Origin of the sequence: Actinomycetospora aeridis (assembly GCF_037400275.1) — a bacterium.
Classification (GTDB): domain Bacteria; phylum Actinomycetota; class Actinomycetes; order Mycobacteriales; family Pseudonocardiaceae; genus Actinomycetospora; species Actinomycetospora aeridis.
This window is the reverse complement of the sequence record NZ_JBBEGL010000004.1, coordinates 247,060-261,854: the sequence shown is the minus strand read 5'-3', so window position 1 is coordinate 261,854 and position 14,795 is coordinate 247,060. Positions and strand designations below refer to the sequence as shown.

The following is a 14,795-nucleotide window of genomic DNA, read 5'->3' as shown; positions in this document are numbered from 1 at the left end:
CCCCGCTACCCTGACCAGGCATGGAGGCGCGAGAGCTGTCCGTGCCGGGCGCGTGGGTCTTCACGCCGAAGGTCTTCCCGGACCCCCGAGGGGCGTTCTGCGCGCCCTTCCAGGGCAAGGTCTTCGAGCGGGCCGTCGGTCACCCTCTGACACTGGCGCAGGCCAACACGAGCTTCTCCCGGCGTGGAGTGCTCCGGGGTGTGCATTACGCCGACGTCCCGCCCGGGCAGGCAAAGTACGTCCAATGCGTGTCCGGGTCGTTGATCGACGTGGTCGTGGACGTGAGAGTCGGGTCGGACACCTTCGGGCAGTGGGACGCCGTCCTGCTCGACCCGAAGACGATGTCGGCGACCTACCTCTCCGAGGGGCTCGGGCACGCGTTCCTGGCGCTCGAGGACGACACCGTCGCGAGCTACCTGTGCTCGACGCCCTACAACCCCGGAGCCGAACACGGCGTGAACCCGCTCGATCCAGCGCTCGAGCTGCCGTGGGACCAGTACATCGCGAGCTCCGAGCTCGTGCTGTCGGACAAGGACCGCGCCGCGCCGACGCTCGCCGAGGCGCGGGGGGCCGGCGCGCTGCCGACTCTTGAAGAGTGCCGGGCGAGGGTCGCCGACCTTCGGGGCTGACGTTTGTCGATCGAGGACGATGTCCGCTGGATGGCGGCTGATAGACACAGCTCGAGCTAGGGCTGTGTGGGTGGATGGTCCGAACCCTTGCCCCAGCGGCTGGCGTCCGCCTGGTCTTGCTTACTCAGGTGGGCCAAACAGCGACGGCTGTCCGATCGTCGTCGAAACTCCTGCGCGCGAAGTCGAGGTGAGCGGCGAAGGCGAGCGCAGCCGGGGGCACCGACCACACGTCGGAGAGGAAGTCGGCGAAGTCGTTGGCTCCATCCCCGAGTGGGTCTCCCACCCCGTCTGTCATGAGCACCAGGGCCTCGCCCCGGCGCACGGTTGTCGACACCGGCGAGTCAATCGCGCGGAGACATGGCAGCGCCGTGGTGACCGAGGACCCGACGAAGCGACCTACGTTTGCCTCGTACTGATCACGCCACGAGCCGCGTCGATCGCGAATCCAGGCCGACGCGTCGCCGACGCGCATCAGCGTGACCCCGTGCCCGTGCTGCTGAGCCTCGACATCGACGATGGCCACGACAAGGGTCGTGGCCAACTCCTTGGTGAACTCGTCGGCCCCCCACCCTAAGGTGTCGACGCCGCGGCGCTCGAGAGCACGGCGTCCACTATCCTCGATGTCCGCCTTCAGCGCTTGTAGCACGTTCTGCCACGGCACGTCGCTCGGAACGTACTGGCGCAACCGCCCCTCGATGAGCGCGCAGCCTTGACGTGTGGCGACCGATGCCGCGAGGTGTGACAAGGGTCCAGACGAGACCCCATCGGCAACGGCGATGACGAGGTAGCGGCCATCCGCGGTCTGTCGGAAGGCGTACTCGTCCTGGCGCACCTTGCCCATGAAGCGGTGGGACAAGCCGCGGACGCTCGCAGCGCGCAGAACCAGGCTCGGTCGATCGTCTTCGCCGTGGATCGCCGCCGAGTCGAGGACGATGTCACTCCGATCCGGCACCTCGGCGTCGCGTCGGGCGATCACGCTTCCGGCGGCGCTGCCCGGATCGCCGACGACGAACGGTTCGAAATCTCCTTGCCACGTACGCATGAACTGCGCGCCTTTACGTCGATTTCGCCAAAGGGTATGGAAGTCCAAGGTCCGCGATTCTGCATTCCGGTCTTCGTGGACCGCCCGGTCAGTAGGGGTAGGAATCGAGACACGCGGCTCGATCGGGCGGCGCTCGTGTTGCCGCGTCGAGGTCGTGCGCGGGCTCTCGTATCTAGGGGTTTGACTGAGCTCCGGCGACTCGGAGGCGGGAGAGCGAGCGCTCGAGTCGAGGAGAATCCGCAGCTCTGCCAACGACTCAGTCACCGAGAGCGTCAGCTCCGCAACGCTGTTGAAGGTTGCGAAAACTCGCTGCAGGGGCGACCCCTCTGCGGCCTTCTTCGCGTCCTCCGTGAACTCTGTGAGAAGGCAGATCATCGTCCGGTCACGCTCGACCACGGACCGAGGAAGCGGGTGATCCGGTCCCATGATGAACACCAAGATCGGCCGACCGAGGCGGCGCGCCTCCCGGTACTCGAGCTCGGTGAGCGACCGTCCCTCCGGATTGTCGGGAGACTCTGGAATTTGCCCGTAGGTGTCGCCGATGATCAGGACGTACGCGGCCGTCTCGCGAACCTTGGCGAGTGACGAGGTGAGAGCCGTTCCTCCCGGTCGGGCTGCGTCCTGCTCCATCGCTACGGCGCGCAGCCCCCGGTGCCGAGAGATGGTATCGATGACCGCTGCCCGGTGAAGGGCGAGGTCGCGGGCGGTACTCGACACCATCACGCCGTGGATGCGCCTCGGTTCGGCCGCTTCCCCCATGCCCACTTCTTACCGTGCGCTGCTCTGCCGCTATGGGGGTGCTCGCTTCGACGATGATGGGCCATCGCTCGGAGGTCGGGCTGCACACCTTCGACCCACCCCGAGCCGTCGCGGTCCTCGGACGTTCGAATCGACCGTGAGCTCACCGAGACCCAGCTGGTGATCGAGGGCGCACTGGGGGATCAGGCCATCCAGCCCATCCGGTTCTGAGCAGAGTGCTGGGCTCGCGGCTGGCCCGACAGCCGTGGCACCGTCAGGGGGCTCGACGTCCTGACCTCATGAGTGGGGAAGGCCCGGGGCGGCCCTCCCCACTCCGTGACGTCACCCCGAGGACGAGCTGCCGTTCGAGCCGCTCGAGCCGCCCGGTCCTCCGGCGCCGCCCGAGCCGGCGGTGGCGGGGCCCGTGCCGGTGGTGGCGTCGCCGCCGTCACCGCCGTCGTTGGTGCCGCCGTTCGCCGTCCCACCGCTGCCGCCGTTGCCTGCGGCGCTCGAGCCGCGAGCGGTGGTCGTGGCGTCGCCGCCGTCGCCCCCGTCGGCGCTGCGTCCGGTGCCGCCGTTGCCGCCGTTGCCGGCCCTGGAGGTTCCGGAGGCGGAGCCGTCGCCACCGGCGTTGCCCAGACGACCGGGACGTGCGGTGGCATTGCCACCGTCGCCGCCGTTCGCCGTCTGCGAGCCGGTGCCCGTGCCGCCGTTGCCGCCGTTGCCGCCGGTCGCGGTGGCGCTCCCCCCGTTGCCCGCAGTGCCCGGTCCGGAGACGAACCCGTCGGCGTTGCCGTAGCCGCCGTCACCGCCGTCGCCGCCGGTCGCCGTGGCGTTCACGCCTCGGGCGCCGTTGGGGTTCGAGGCCGTTCCGTTCTGGGCCTGGTTGCCCTGCGCGAAGGCGCCGCCTCCGTTGCCACCGGCCCCGCCGGCTGCGGACGCCGTGCCGGAGTCCGCCGGGCCGTTGCCCCCGAGACCGCCGGCGCCCGAGGTTGCGACGGCGTTGCCGCCGCGACCACCGTCACCGCCCGTCATGTCCAGGTCCTGTGTGGAGCCGTTCCCGCCGTAGAAGCTGCCGTTGGCGCCGCGGCCGCCGGTGGCCGTGGCGTTGCCGCCGACGCCACCGTCGTTGCGGGTGATGTCGGTCCCCGACGTCGCGACACCGCCGTCGCCGCCGTCGCCGCCGGTCGCCGTGGCGTCCCCGCCGGGGGCCCCGTCGATGCCGACCCCGACCAGGACGCCGCCGACGACGGAGGCCGATCCACCGGGGGTGTACGGGCGGTTGATGCCGGCCGCGGTGGCGTTGCCGCCGTCCCCGCCCCGCCCCGCGGTCGCGTCGGACGTCGCGTCCGGGCCGAGGTACCCCGTCCCCGACGCCCCCGGGGTGGCCGTGGCGTTGCCGCCCTGCCCCCCGTTGCCCCCGACGGCCGCGGTGCCGTCGGTCGTGGTGACGTCGGCGCCGTCGCCGCCGTCGCCCGCCCGCGCCATGGCGTGGCCGCCCGCACCGCCGGCTCCGGTGCCGGTGGGCGCGCCGTTGGTCGTCGCCGTTCCGCCGGCACCGCCGCTGCCGCCGATCGCGGTCGCGTCGAACCCGCGACCGCCGTTCGGGTTCCCCGCCGTGCCGTCGGCGCCGGACGCGGTGTTGACCGCCTCGGCGAACCCGCCGGCGCCGCCGTTCCCGGCCGTGGCCGAGGCCAACCCGTCGAGCGCCGCGCCCCCGTCGCCGTAGCCACCGCGACCGGCGTTCGCGATCGCGTTGCCGCCCGCGCCGCCGGCCCCGCCGAGCACGAGGAGGTCGACGGGTAGCTGGGCGTTCCCGAGGCCCGCGCCGGTGGCGTCGCCACCGTTGCCGGCGGTCGCGGTGGCGTTCCCGCCGACGCCGCCCGCCGCCTGGGTGGTCAGCCCGTCGCGGGTCGCGATCCCGCCGTCGCCCCCGTTGCCCCCGGTCGCGACGGCGTCCTGCCCCGCCGCGCCGTTCCCGCCGGTGCCGGTGAAGGTCGACCCGTTCAGCTCGTACATCGCACGCGGCCCGGCGGCGCCGTCGGTGCCGGTGGCGGTCGCGTCGCCGCCGGACCCGCCGACGCCGGACGTGGCGTCGGCCGTCGGGGCCGGGCCGTCGTAGCCCGCGCCCGAGGTCCCGGGCGTGGCGGTCGCGTTGCCGCCGCGGCCGCCGTTGCCGCCGACCGCGGGGGTGCCGTCGGTGGACGTGGCGTCGTAGCCGTCGCCGCCGTCGCCGGCCTGCGCGGTCGCCGAGCCTCCCGATCCTCCGGGGCCCTGGGAGCTGACGCCGTTGGCCGTCGCCACGCCGCCGGCCCCGCCGGTGCCTCCGGTGGCGGTCACGTCACTCCCGCGTGTGCCGTCGGGGTTCGTCGCGGTGCCGTCCAGGCCTCGGCCGGTCGAGAACGCGTCGGCGTTGCCGCCGCGGCCGCCGGTCCCGGCCGTCGCGCTCGCCACCCCGTCGGCCGCCGGACCGCCCGCGCCCTGCCCACCGCGGCCCGAGGTCGCCGTGGCGTTGCCGCCCGCGCCGCCGGTGCCGCCGGTGGCGTCCAGATCGAGGGTGGGGGGCCCGACGACGAACACGCCGGTACCGTCCGCGCCCCGCCCCGCCGTGGCCGTGGCGTTCCCGCCGGCGCCGCCGGCGCCGCTCTGGCCGGTCCCCGCGCCGTTCACGGTGCCGGTGCCGCCGTCGCCGCCCTGACCGCCGATGGCGGTGGCGTCCTGCCCCGCCGACCCGTTGCTGCCGTGGGCGACGACGGTGCTGCCGACCGTCTGCGCGTTGCCGTCGAGCAGGTTGCGCCCGTCCGCGCCGACCGCGGCCGCGTTGCCGCCGGTCCCGCCCTGGCCGCCGGTCGCCGTCCCGGTCGGTGCCGGGCCGGTGTAGCCGGCGCCCGACTCGCCCGGGGTGGCGACGGCGTTGCCGCCGCGACCGCCGTTGCCGCCCACCGCCGGCGTGCCGTCGGTCGACGTGGCGTCGAGCCCGTTGCCGCCGTCACCGCCCTGCGCGGTGGCGTCGCCGCCGGCGCCTCCTGCGGCCTGCGTCGTGGTCGTGCCCCGTCCGTCGGTGGTGGTGGCGGTCCCGCCGGCGCCGCCGGCACCGCCGGTGGCGGACACGTCCCCGCCGTCGAAGCCGTCGGGGTGCACGGGGAGGCCGTCCAGGCTCCGCCCGGTGGACTCCCCGTCGGCGCGGCCGCCGGCGCCGCCGGTCCCGCCCGTGCCCGCGGCGACACCGTCCGCCGCCGGACCACCGGCCCCGGAGCCGCCGCGGCCGGCGGTCGCGATCGCCGCGCCACCCGCGCCGCCGGCGCCTCCGGTCAGGTCGAGGTTGAGCAGACCCCCGCTCACGCCCACGGCGCTGCCCGCGCCGCCCCGCCCGCCGGTCGCGGTGGCGTTCCCGCCGACGCCGCCGGCGCCCGTGCTGGCGATCCCGACGCCGTTGACCGTGCCGATGCCGCCGTCACCGCCGTCACCGCCGATCGCGGTGGCGTCCTGCCCGTCCGTCCCGGCCGCCCCGACCACGACGAGCGCCGGGGGGATCGGTTCGACGGTGCCCGCGTTCCCGTCGGCCCCGTCGGCACCCGTGGCGACGGCGTCGCCGCCGGCGCCGCCCTGCCCGCCGTTCGCGGTGGCCTCGCCGTCGGCGGCGTTGCCCGAGCCGGTCCTGGCACGGCCGGGCGTGGCCGTCGCGGTGCCGCCGTTGCCGCCGCGTCCGGCCTGGGCCGTGGTGCCGCCGGTGGTGGTCGCGTCGGCGCCGCGGCCGCCGGTGCCGCCGGCGGCGACGGCGTCGCCGCCCTCGCCGCCGCCGCCGATGCCGAGCGAGTCGCCGTCGGCGCCGAGGATCTGGCCGCCGACACCGCCGTTGCCGCCGGTCGCGGACGCCGCGCCGCCGGTGCCGCCGTCCGGGTCGGCGGCGGTGCCGTCGGCGCCGGTCGCTCCCTTCGCCCTGGCGCTGCCGCCGTCGCCGCCGCGGGCGAAGGTGCCGCCACCGGAGCCGGCCAGCGCCTGTCCTCCGGCGCCGTTGCCGCCCTGGCCCGCGATCGAGGTGCCGGTGCCGGCGTCGCCGCCGTTGCCGGCGCGGACGGTGCCGATGCCGTCGACGTCGGCTCCGTCGCCGCCGTTGCCGGCGCGGACCGACGAGTCGCCGCCGCGCCCCCCGGCGCCGCGGGTGGTGCTCGTCGTGGTGCCGGTCGTGGTCGTGGCGGTGCCGCCGTCGCCGCCGCGGCCGCCGATCGCGGTGGCATCCTGCCCGCGTCCGCCCTCGGGGTTCGCGGCGGTGCCGTCGGCGCCGTCGAGCCCGAACGCCTCGGCCGCCCCGCCGCGACCACCGTCGCCGGCCGTGGCCGTGGCGCGTCCCGTGGTGCCGGTCCTGCCGCCGGTGCCGCCGGCACCGGCGACGGCGGCGGCGTTGCCGCCGTTCCCGCCGTCGCCGGCGACCACGGTGCCGAAGCCGGTCAGGTCGGTGCCGTCGGCGCCGTCGCCGCCGGTGGCGGTGGCGTCGCCGCCGGCGCCGCCGGTGCCCCGGACGAGGCGTCCGTTGGTCAGGGCGGTGCCGCCGTCGCCGCCGCGCCCGCCGGTGGCGACCGCGTTGCCGCCGTCCTCGAGTCCGGTCAGCGGGACGCCGTCGGGGCCGGTCGCGGTGGCGTTGCCGCCGCGTCCGCCGGTGGTGACCTCGCTGCAGTGGCCGAAGCAGATCGCGGTGCCCCCGCGGCCGCCGGTGCCGCCGGTCGCGACGGTGCCCGTGGCGTCGCCGCCGCGGCCGCCGGTGGCGATGTTGGTGCACTGGCCCAGGCAGTACGCGACCCCGCCGTTGCCTCCGGTGCCGCCGGTGCCGCCCGCCCCGGCGGCGGTGTCGGTGCCGCGGGCGCCGGTGGCGACGTTGGTGCACTGGCCGATGCAGTAGCCGGTGCCGCCGCGTCCGCCGTTCACGCCCGGGCGTCCGACGGCGACGTCGGTGCAGGTGCCGGCGCAGAACTCGGTGTTGGTGCCGGCGTTGTAGGCCCGGATGTAGCCGGGCCCGTAACTGATCTTGTAGTCCTTGGGGTTGAACGACGCGGCCCACCCGGCGGCCTTGAACTGGGCGGCGAAGGCGGCCAGCTCGGCGGGGCTCGGCCCCTGGGGGTGGGTCGGCGGGTGGGACGGCGGGTGGGTCGGTCGCGGCGTCGGGTGTGGTGCCGGATGCGGTGTCGGCCGGGGCGTCGGCCGGGGTGACGAGGTGTGCGTGCCGGTGCGCGTGGTGGTCTGCGTGGTGGAGGACGCGGTGCGGGCGCTCGCCCTCGTGGCGGGCGCCGCCGCCGTGCTGCTCGGGCGGTCGTTGCGCTCGGCCGCGGGGGACGACGAGCTCGCGGGCCCGCCGGGCGGCGTGCTCGTGGCGTGGACGGTGCCGGTGCGGTCGACGGCGACGGTGGTCGGCGCGATCAGCAGGGGAGTGGTGCGGGTGGCCGTCCAGCCGTGGCGGCCGTGGCTGACGGTGGTGACGGACCGCCCGGCCTGGTTCGCCGTGTAGACCGTGCCCGTCGACGCGTCGAAGGCCACCGAGACGGGGCCGGCGCCGGTGGGGACGCTCGCGGCCTGGTCGTACCCGCCGCCCGGTCGGGGCGTGAACACCAGCAGCTGGTTGCCGCGGGGGTCGGCCTGGAAGACGGTGCCCGTGCGCGGGTCGACGGTGACGGCCGTGGGCGGCACCTCGACCGCGGCGCCCGAGGTGGTCGTCGGGGTCGTGCGGGCGAGCGGGGCCGGGGTCGCCGCCACGGCCGGGGTGGTGCCGCCGACGAGGGCCGCCGCGGCGACCACGCCCAGCGTCCCCGCCCCGAGCATCCGCTTCCGCGGCCGTCCGGCCGTCGTCGTTCCGCGCGCCATCGAGGTCCCCCCAGTGATGTCGTCCGTCGACGGCGGGTCCGCACGCGCCTGGAGAGGCGCGGCCCCGAGCGGTACTCCGGTCGACTGTGCCCCGATCGGGCAGCTGGTTGAGGACGGTAGTGCACAAGCGGTCACCACTTGGATAGGCCGAACGGCGCCATGACGGTACGTACGGGTGATGGCGCGGAGCGTCGATCAGGCTCGTTGTGGCACGGCGTCACCGTGGGCAGTCAGGGGTGACGTGCCGGGGCCTGCGGCCCTCTCGGGGGCGTGCCGCCCACCCGGTGGATGCTTGTTCACCCTTTCGGGTGTCTCGATTGCTGTATCAACCACGCTCCGTTCCGACGATCAGTAGGCACCGGGCGTCTCGTGTGACCCCGGTGAGGGATGACCGGGGGTGGACGATGACCGCGACCGAACCGACACGGCCGGGCGCCGGGACGCCGGTGTTCGTCGACGCGAGCGGGCGTCGGCGGCGCGGGGTGTCGGTGCTGGGGTACCTCGGGGCCTCGGCCGCCGCGGCGTACCTGGCGGCGTTCGGGCTGACCGTGGGCACGCAGACCGTGTCGTTGCAGCCGGTCGGCGCCACGCTGACGCCGAGCCCGCCCGCCCCGGAGGACGACGCCGACGAGGGTGACGAGCCCGAGGTCGTGGCCGCATCCGCGCCCGTCGCCACCCCCGTCGCCACCACCGTGACCCGGCACGCCGCGCCGCGCACCGAGCGCACCTCCGAGCGGACCACCGAGCGGACCTCTGAGCGGACCTCTGCCCGGCACGCGCGTGCCGAGCGTCCGCGCCACGTCGTCACGCCCCGGGCTGCTCCGGCGCGGCTGGTGCCGGTGCGGGTGGTCCGGGCGCCGCAGCGGGTCGTGCAGACCACCGTCACCACCACGACCGTCGTGCGGGAGTCGCCGCGCCCGACCCACCACCATCACGGGCACACGTCGCACCACCAGACCAGGCCGTCGAGCACCGATGCGGTGGTCGCGGACGTGCTCGACACCGTTCACGCGGCGACGCAGGTCTGACCGTGGCCGCCCACCGCAAGGCCGCGCGCCGTCGGCTGCTGCCCCGTCGCGGGGTGCTGTTCGTGGTGGTCGCGATGCTGATGTTCAGCTGCCTGCTCGTGGTCGACGGGCTCGCGCGCTCGCAGGTCGGCGTCGACGCGGTCGCGCAGACCACCGCCCCCGACGTCACCGACGGGGTGCCGGCCGCGATCACCGACGGCGGGCCGGTCATCGACGCCCGCGGTGCCACGCCGGCGAGCGCGCGGATGCCGGCGAGGACCGTGGCGCTGACCTTCGACGACGGCCCCGACCCGACGTGGACCCCGCGGGTGCTCGAGGTGCTGCGCCGCCACCAGGTGCCCGCGACGTTCTTCGTGGTCGGGTCGAACGCCGCGCGTCATCCCGAGCTGCTGCGCGAGATCCGGGCGGCGGGCTCGGAGGTCGGGCTGCACACCTTCACCCACCCCGACCTCTCGCAGGCCTCCGACCTGCGCATCGACCGCGAGCTCACCGAGACCCAGCTGGTGATCGAGGGCGCGCTGGGGGAGTCGAGCTACCTGCTGCGCCCGCCCTATTCGTCGACGGCGGACGCGGTCACCGCCGACGCGCTGCGGTCGTTCGTCGCAGCGGGCCGCGACGGGTACGTCACGGTGCTCTCCGACGTCGACAGCCGCGACTGGGAACGGCCCGGCGTCGACGCCATCGTCAGCAACGCCCAGCCCGTGAACGGCGCCGGCGGCGTGGTGCTGCTGCACGACGCCGGGGGCGACCGGTCCCAGACCGTCGCCGCGCTCGACCGCCTGATCCCGGAGCTGCAGGCGCAGGGCTACCGGTTCGTCACCCCGGAGGTCGCCGTCGGGCTGCCCGCCGACAACCGCCCGGTCCCGCTCGCCGACCACCTCGCCGGCGGCGTCGCGATCGGCCTGGTCGCCGTCGCCGGGGTCGTCGTCGACGTCCTGACCTGGCTGCTGCTGGTCGTCGGCGTGCTGGTCGTACTGAGGCTGGTGCTGATGCTCGTCGTCGCGCGGCGGCACCACCGGCAGCGGCACGCGCCCGGCTTCACGTGGGGCCCGCCGGTCACCGAGCCCGTGTCGGTGATCGTCCCGGCCTACAACGAGAAGGAGAACATCGCGGCCACCGTGCGCTCGCTGGTGGCGAGCGCGCACCCCGTCGAGGTGATCGTCGTCGACGACGGCAGCACCGACGGGACCGCGGACATCGTCGACGCCCTGCGGCTGCCGCGGGTGCGGGTGGTGCGGCAGGCCAACGGCGGCAAGCCCGCGGCGCTGAACACCGGCATCGCGCACGCCCGCCACGAGCTGATCGTCATGATCGACGGCGACACGGTGTTCGAGCCGTCGACGGTCGGGCGGCTGGTGCAGCCGTTCGCGGACCCGACGGTGGGGGCGGTGGCCGGGAACGCCAAGGTCGCCTCCCGCCGAGGACTGCTCGCGCGCTGGCAGCACATCGAGTACGTCATGGGCTTCAACGTCGACCGCCGCGTGTACGACGTGCTGCGCTGCATGCCGACGGTGCCCGGCGCGATCGGGGCGTTCCGGCGGCGGGTGCTGCTCGCCGTCGGCGGGGTCAGCGACGACACGCTCGCCGAGGACACCGACCTCACCATGGCGATCTGCCGCAGCGGGTGGCGCGTGGTGTACGAGGACTCCGCGCGGGCCTGGACCGAGGCGCCGGCGACGCTGCCGCAGCTGTGGCGCCAGCGCTACCGCTGGAGCTACGGGACGATGCAGTCGATGTGGAAGCACCGCCGCGCGGTGCTCGAGTCGGGCGCGTCGGGTCGCTTCGGGCGGGCCGGGCTGGCGCACCTCGCGGTGTTCCAGGTGCTGCTGCCGCTGCTCGCGCCGCTGGTCGACATCTTCCTCGTCTACGGGCTGCTGTTCCTCGACCCCGTGACGACGCTGGTGGCGTGGTCGACGGTGCAGGCGATCCAGCTCGTCGCCGCGGTGATCGCGTTCCGGCTGGAGCGCGAGCCGGCGGGCGTGCTGTGGCTGCTGCCGCTGCAGCAGATCGTCTACCGGCAGCTGATGTACGCGGTGCTGATCCAGTCGGTCGTGACCGCGGTCGGCGGCATCCGGCTGGGGTGGCAGAAGCTGCGCCGCGTCGGCGGGCTCGAGGTGCACCTGACCGAGCCGACGGTGTTCCCAACCCCGCCCGACGCGCCGGAGGCGTCTCCTCGACGTCTCGTGGTGCTCAGCCGACGGTGACGGTTCGCGTCACCGGCTCGCCGGTCGGAGCCGACCGATGAGGGCTCGAACGTCGCTCTCCCACGACGGTTCCGGTTCGGCATCGAGATCTCGCACGGGAAGTCGGGGAAGCGGGACCTCGAGGTCGCGCAGTAGGGCGGTCGCGTCGTCGAGGTCCTGGCGGTGCACGTGGGGCTCGCCGTCGGCCCACGCCGTGCGGTAGGCGGCAAGGGCATGGTTGGTCGCGCGCCGGGGCTCGTCGAGGGCGTGCCAGAGCCGAGCCAGGGCGAGGTCGTCCGTGGTGCGGGCCCCGGCCAGACGGTGGGCCTCGGCATGGGGGTCCGCGACCTCGCCGAGCTCGAGGCGCGTCAGTACGAGCATCGTCTCGGAGCGTGCGTCGGGAAAGCCTGTCTCCCGGGACATCCGGACGGCCTCAGCGTAGTTCTCCGCCGCCAGGCGGGGGTTGGTGCTCGCGTGGTGACGGGCCTTGAGCACGTGCAGCTCGCGGACCATGCGGCGGTTGCTGGCCGACCGCGCGATCTCGAGCGTGCGATCGATCGTCGCGAGGGAGAGCGTGCCCTGTTGAGCCTCGAGCTTCGCGTGCCACACCTCTGCCGTGCCTGGCCGGTAGGTCGACCGCTTCCTCGGACTCTCCAAGGCGTCGAGAGTCGCCCACACGGCCTCGGCCTCGCGGGTTCGTCCTCGCCCGACCAGTAGCTTGAACCAGTTGACCCGGGCGATGAACAGCTGCTCCCGGTCGCGCACTGCTCCCGTGCTGTTGAGGGTGGCGAGCTCGAGCGCCAGGACTGCACACCGTTCGGCGCGCGCCAGTCGGCCGTCCGCCTCGAGCGCGTGGAAGGCGTTGGAGAGCGCGATCAGGACGTAGAGCGGATAGCCCCGTTTCAGCGCGGACCGCAGGGCGAGCTCGGCGGCCATGACCGCCGGAGCGGTCTGGCCGGCACGCCCGAGGCAGATGGCGGCGTCGTTGGCGACGTAGGCGATCTGGAACTCGCCGAGCGGCGGGACCGGCTCGGACCACGGCACGACGAAGAACTCGCGCAGGAAGGCGAGCGCTTCGGTGTGCGCCTCCAGGTTGAACTTCATCGCGTTCGACGGCCCGCTCTGCCAGAGGCTCAAGGCTCGGGCGTAGTCACGTCGACGGAGATGGACGCGCAGGACGGTGAGGGCGTCGCGGAGGTCGTCGATGCTCCGGACCTGGTCGTAGGGGTCGTGTGCCACCGAGGAGAAGTGGTCGACCACGCGCTCACCGAGGACGTCGAGGGACTCCGAGTCGAGGCCACGAACCGCGACGGCACGGACGACGGGATGGAGGTCGTAGCATCGGCGGGAGCGGTCGTACTGGAGCAGGCCGCGCCGCTCCAGGTCCTTGACCGTGCCGGCGAGCTTACGGTTCGCGGTCTTGCGGACGGTGCCGCTCTCCCAATCCACCTTCGCCCGTAGATGATCGCCGTACTGCCTGTCGCGCGCGCGTTGCCACTCGGCGTGCTGCTTGTCGCGCTCGTGTTGCCACTCGGCGTGCTGCTCCTCGAGTTCGCGTTGCCACGCGGCGACTTTGTCATCGAATTCACGTCGCCGCGTCTCTAGATGTTCGCTCTCCTCCGGCGTAAGTCTGGCTTTCCGCCACGAGGGCTCTCCAGGCCTTCGTTCGAACAGCTGCTCAGTGGCGAGATTTCGAACGTCGATGTCTCCGAATCTTGGCTGCGGCGGCGCCGTCGTCAGGAACGGCGGGTCGGCGTACTGAGGTGGGTCCGGCAAGTGAGGATTGAGCGCCGACATCGTTGTGAAGTCGATCGACTCGGGAAGCAGGGCCAACGTCGACAGCAGCCGCGCCGACGGCCCGGAGAGCGAGGTGATCGCGCTGCGCAGGATGTGGTTGCGCCGCCCCACGAGGTCCAGCCCGGCCAGATCGAGATCGGCACCGTGGTCCGGGTCCGCCGCCCAGGCGTCGAAGTTCCCCCGGTCCTGCAGGTAGTCGACGGCGACGAGGCCACCGATGACACCGATGACCAGCGGGTGGTTGTCGCAGTACCGCCGCAGGTAGTCGCGGATGGCGTCGGAGTCCCCCTCAACGCCGCAGGACCGGAGCAGCGCTTCGGCGTCGACCGGATCGAGACCTGGCAGGCGCTCGCGGCGGGCGCCGGGGATGGGCTGATCGGCGGCGTTGAGCAGGACCCGCGGCGACAGCCGGGACGTGACGAGGATCTTCGAGGGTGTGGCAGTCGTCAGGGCACGGAGGAGGTCCTCGTCGCCGATGCGGATCGCGTCGCAGGGGTCGCGTTCCGCCACGCGGTCTGTCGCCTCCTGCTCGTCGCCGAGCGCTGCGGCGTCGTCGCGGTGATAGGCGACGAGGATGCGCTCGAGACCGTCCAGCACGAGCAGCCAGGGGCGGGAGGCGAGCACGCGGAGGAGACGGTCGCTCAGTTCGCTCTGGGGAAGCCCGTCGAGCTCGGCGATCGGCGTCCCCGTCGTATAGGCCAACGCGTGGCGGCAGAAGTCCGCCATGACGGCGCCCTTCTCGTAGAACGAGTACCAGAACCGGCCCGCCCAGTCGGTCCGGACACGGCAGGCCTCGGTCGTCGTCCACTGCCACGTCAGCATGCTCTTGCCGGCGCCACCGATGGCCTCGAAGAGCATGAGCGGGTCCCCCGCGGCGCCGGCCCAGTCGTCCAGCGCTGACAGCTGATCGCGCCGGCCGACGAAGTGGTGCATGCCGGCGTACGACGGCACGGCATAGAGGTCGGGAGCGGACGGCCCCTGGTTCCGACCCGAGGCGACGGGCGCGGGAGCGACGACGGTGGCGTCCAGGAGCAGTCGGAGCTCCGCCAGTGACTCGGTGGCGGCGAGCGCCAGCTCCTCGAGGCTGTCGAAGGTCGCGTAGACGCGCTCCAGGGTCGACCCCTCGACCGCCCGCTTGGCCTCCTCGGTGAACGCCGCCAGCCGTCGCACCATCGCCGGGTCACGTTCCACCACCGACCGAGGCAGCGGGTGGTCCTCGCCCATGACGAAGACGAGGATCGGCCGGCCCAGCCGCCGAGCCTCCCGGTACTCCAGCTCGGTGAGCGAGTATCCGGCGGGGTTCTCGGGACACTCGGGGATGCGGCCGTAGGTGTCGCCGATGATCAGGACATACGCCCCGGACTCGCGGACCATGCCCAGCGACGAGGTCAGCGTCGTCCCGTCAGGGCGCGCCGAGTCCTGCTCCATCGCCACGGGGTGCAGACCCGGCTGGCGTCCGATGGCGTCGATGACGGCGGAGCGGTGCCGGGCGAGATCGCGGGCGGTGCTCGAGACCATCACGCCG

The 14,795-nt window shown here is 74.3% G+C and carries 6 protein-coding genes; 3 read left to right on the top strand and 3 right to left on the bottom strand.

Features of this window, described 5'->3' with window-relative positions:
* Positions 1-20 precede the first annotated feature (20 nt).
* The gene (locus tag WCD41_RS16015) at positions 21-629 is read left to right on the top strand and encodes a dTDP-4-dehydrorhamnose 3,5-epimerase family protein (protein WP_337714458.1); all 609 of its coding nucleotides are present in this window, start codon (positions 21-23) and stop codon (positions 627-629) included.
* 124 nt (positions 630-753) lie between these two features.
* Here the strand turns inward: WCD41_RS16015 and WCD41_RS16010 are convergent, their stop codons facing one another.
* Both WCD41_RS16010 and WCD41_RS16005 read right to left on the bottom strand, forming a co-directional pair.
* Positions 754-2,430: a DUF4062 domain-containing protein gene (locus WCD41_RS16010; protein WP_337714457.1), complete on the bottom strand. Its 1,677-nt coding sequence runs from the start codon at positions 2,428-2,430 to the stop codon at positions 754-756.
* 321 nt (positions 2,431-2,751) lie between these two features.
* Positions 2,752-8,262: a beta strand repeat-containing protein gene (locus WCD41_RS16005; protein ID WP_337714456.1), complete on the bottom strand. Its 5,511-nt coding sequence runs from the start codon at positions 8,260-8,262 to the stop codon at positions 2,752-2,754.
* A 404-nt stretch (positions 8,263-8,666) separates the two neighbouring features.
* On the opposite strand from WCD41_RS16005, the gene WCD41_RS16000 reads away from it, so the two are divergent.
* Together WCD41_RS16000 and WCD41_RS15995 are read left to right on the top strand one after the other, a co-directional pair.
* Positions 8,667-9,290: a hypothetical protein gene (locus tag WCD41_RS16000; protein ID WP_337714455.1), complete on the top strand. Its 624-nt coding sequence runs from the start codon at positions 8,667-8,669 to the stop codon at positions 9,288-9,290.
* Between the two features lie 2 nt (positions 9,291-9,292).
* Positions 9,293-11,494, top strand: a complete 2,202-nt coding sequence (locus WCD41_RS15995) for a bifunctional polysaccharide deacetylase/glycosyltransferase family 2 protein (protein WP_337714454.1) — start codon at positions 9,293-9,295, stop codon at positions 11,492-11,494.
* Between the two features lie 9 nt (positions 11,495-11,503).
* Here WCD41_RS15995 and WCD41_RS15990 read toward each other — a convergent pair whose 3' ends face one another.
* Complete coding sequence (locus WCD41_RS15990) at positions 11,504-14,788, bottom strand: DUF4062 domain-containing protein (protein WP_507237357.1); 3,285 nt, start codon at positions 14,786-14,788, stop codon at positions 11,504-11,506.
* Positions 14,789-14,795 lie beyond the last annotated feature (7 nt).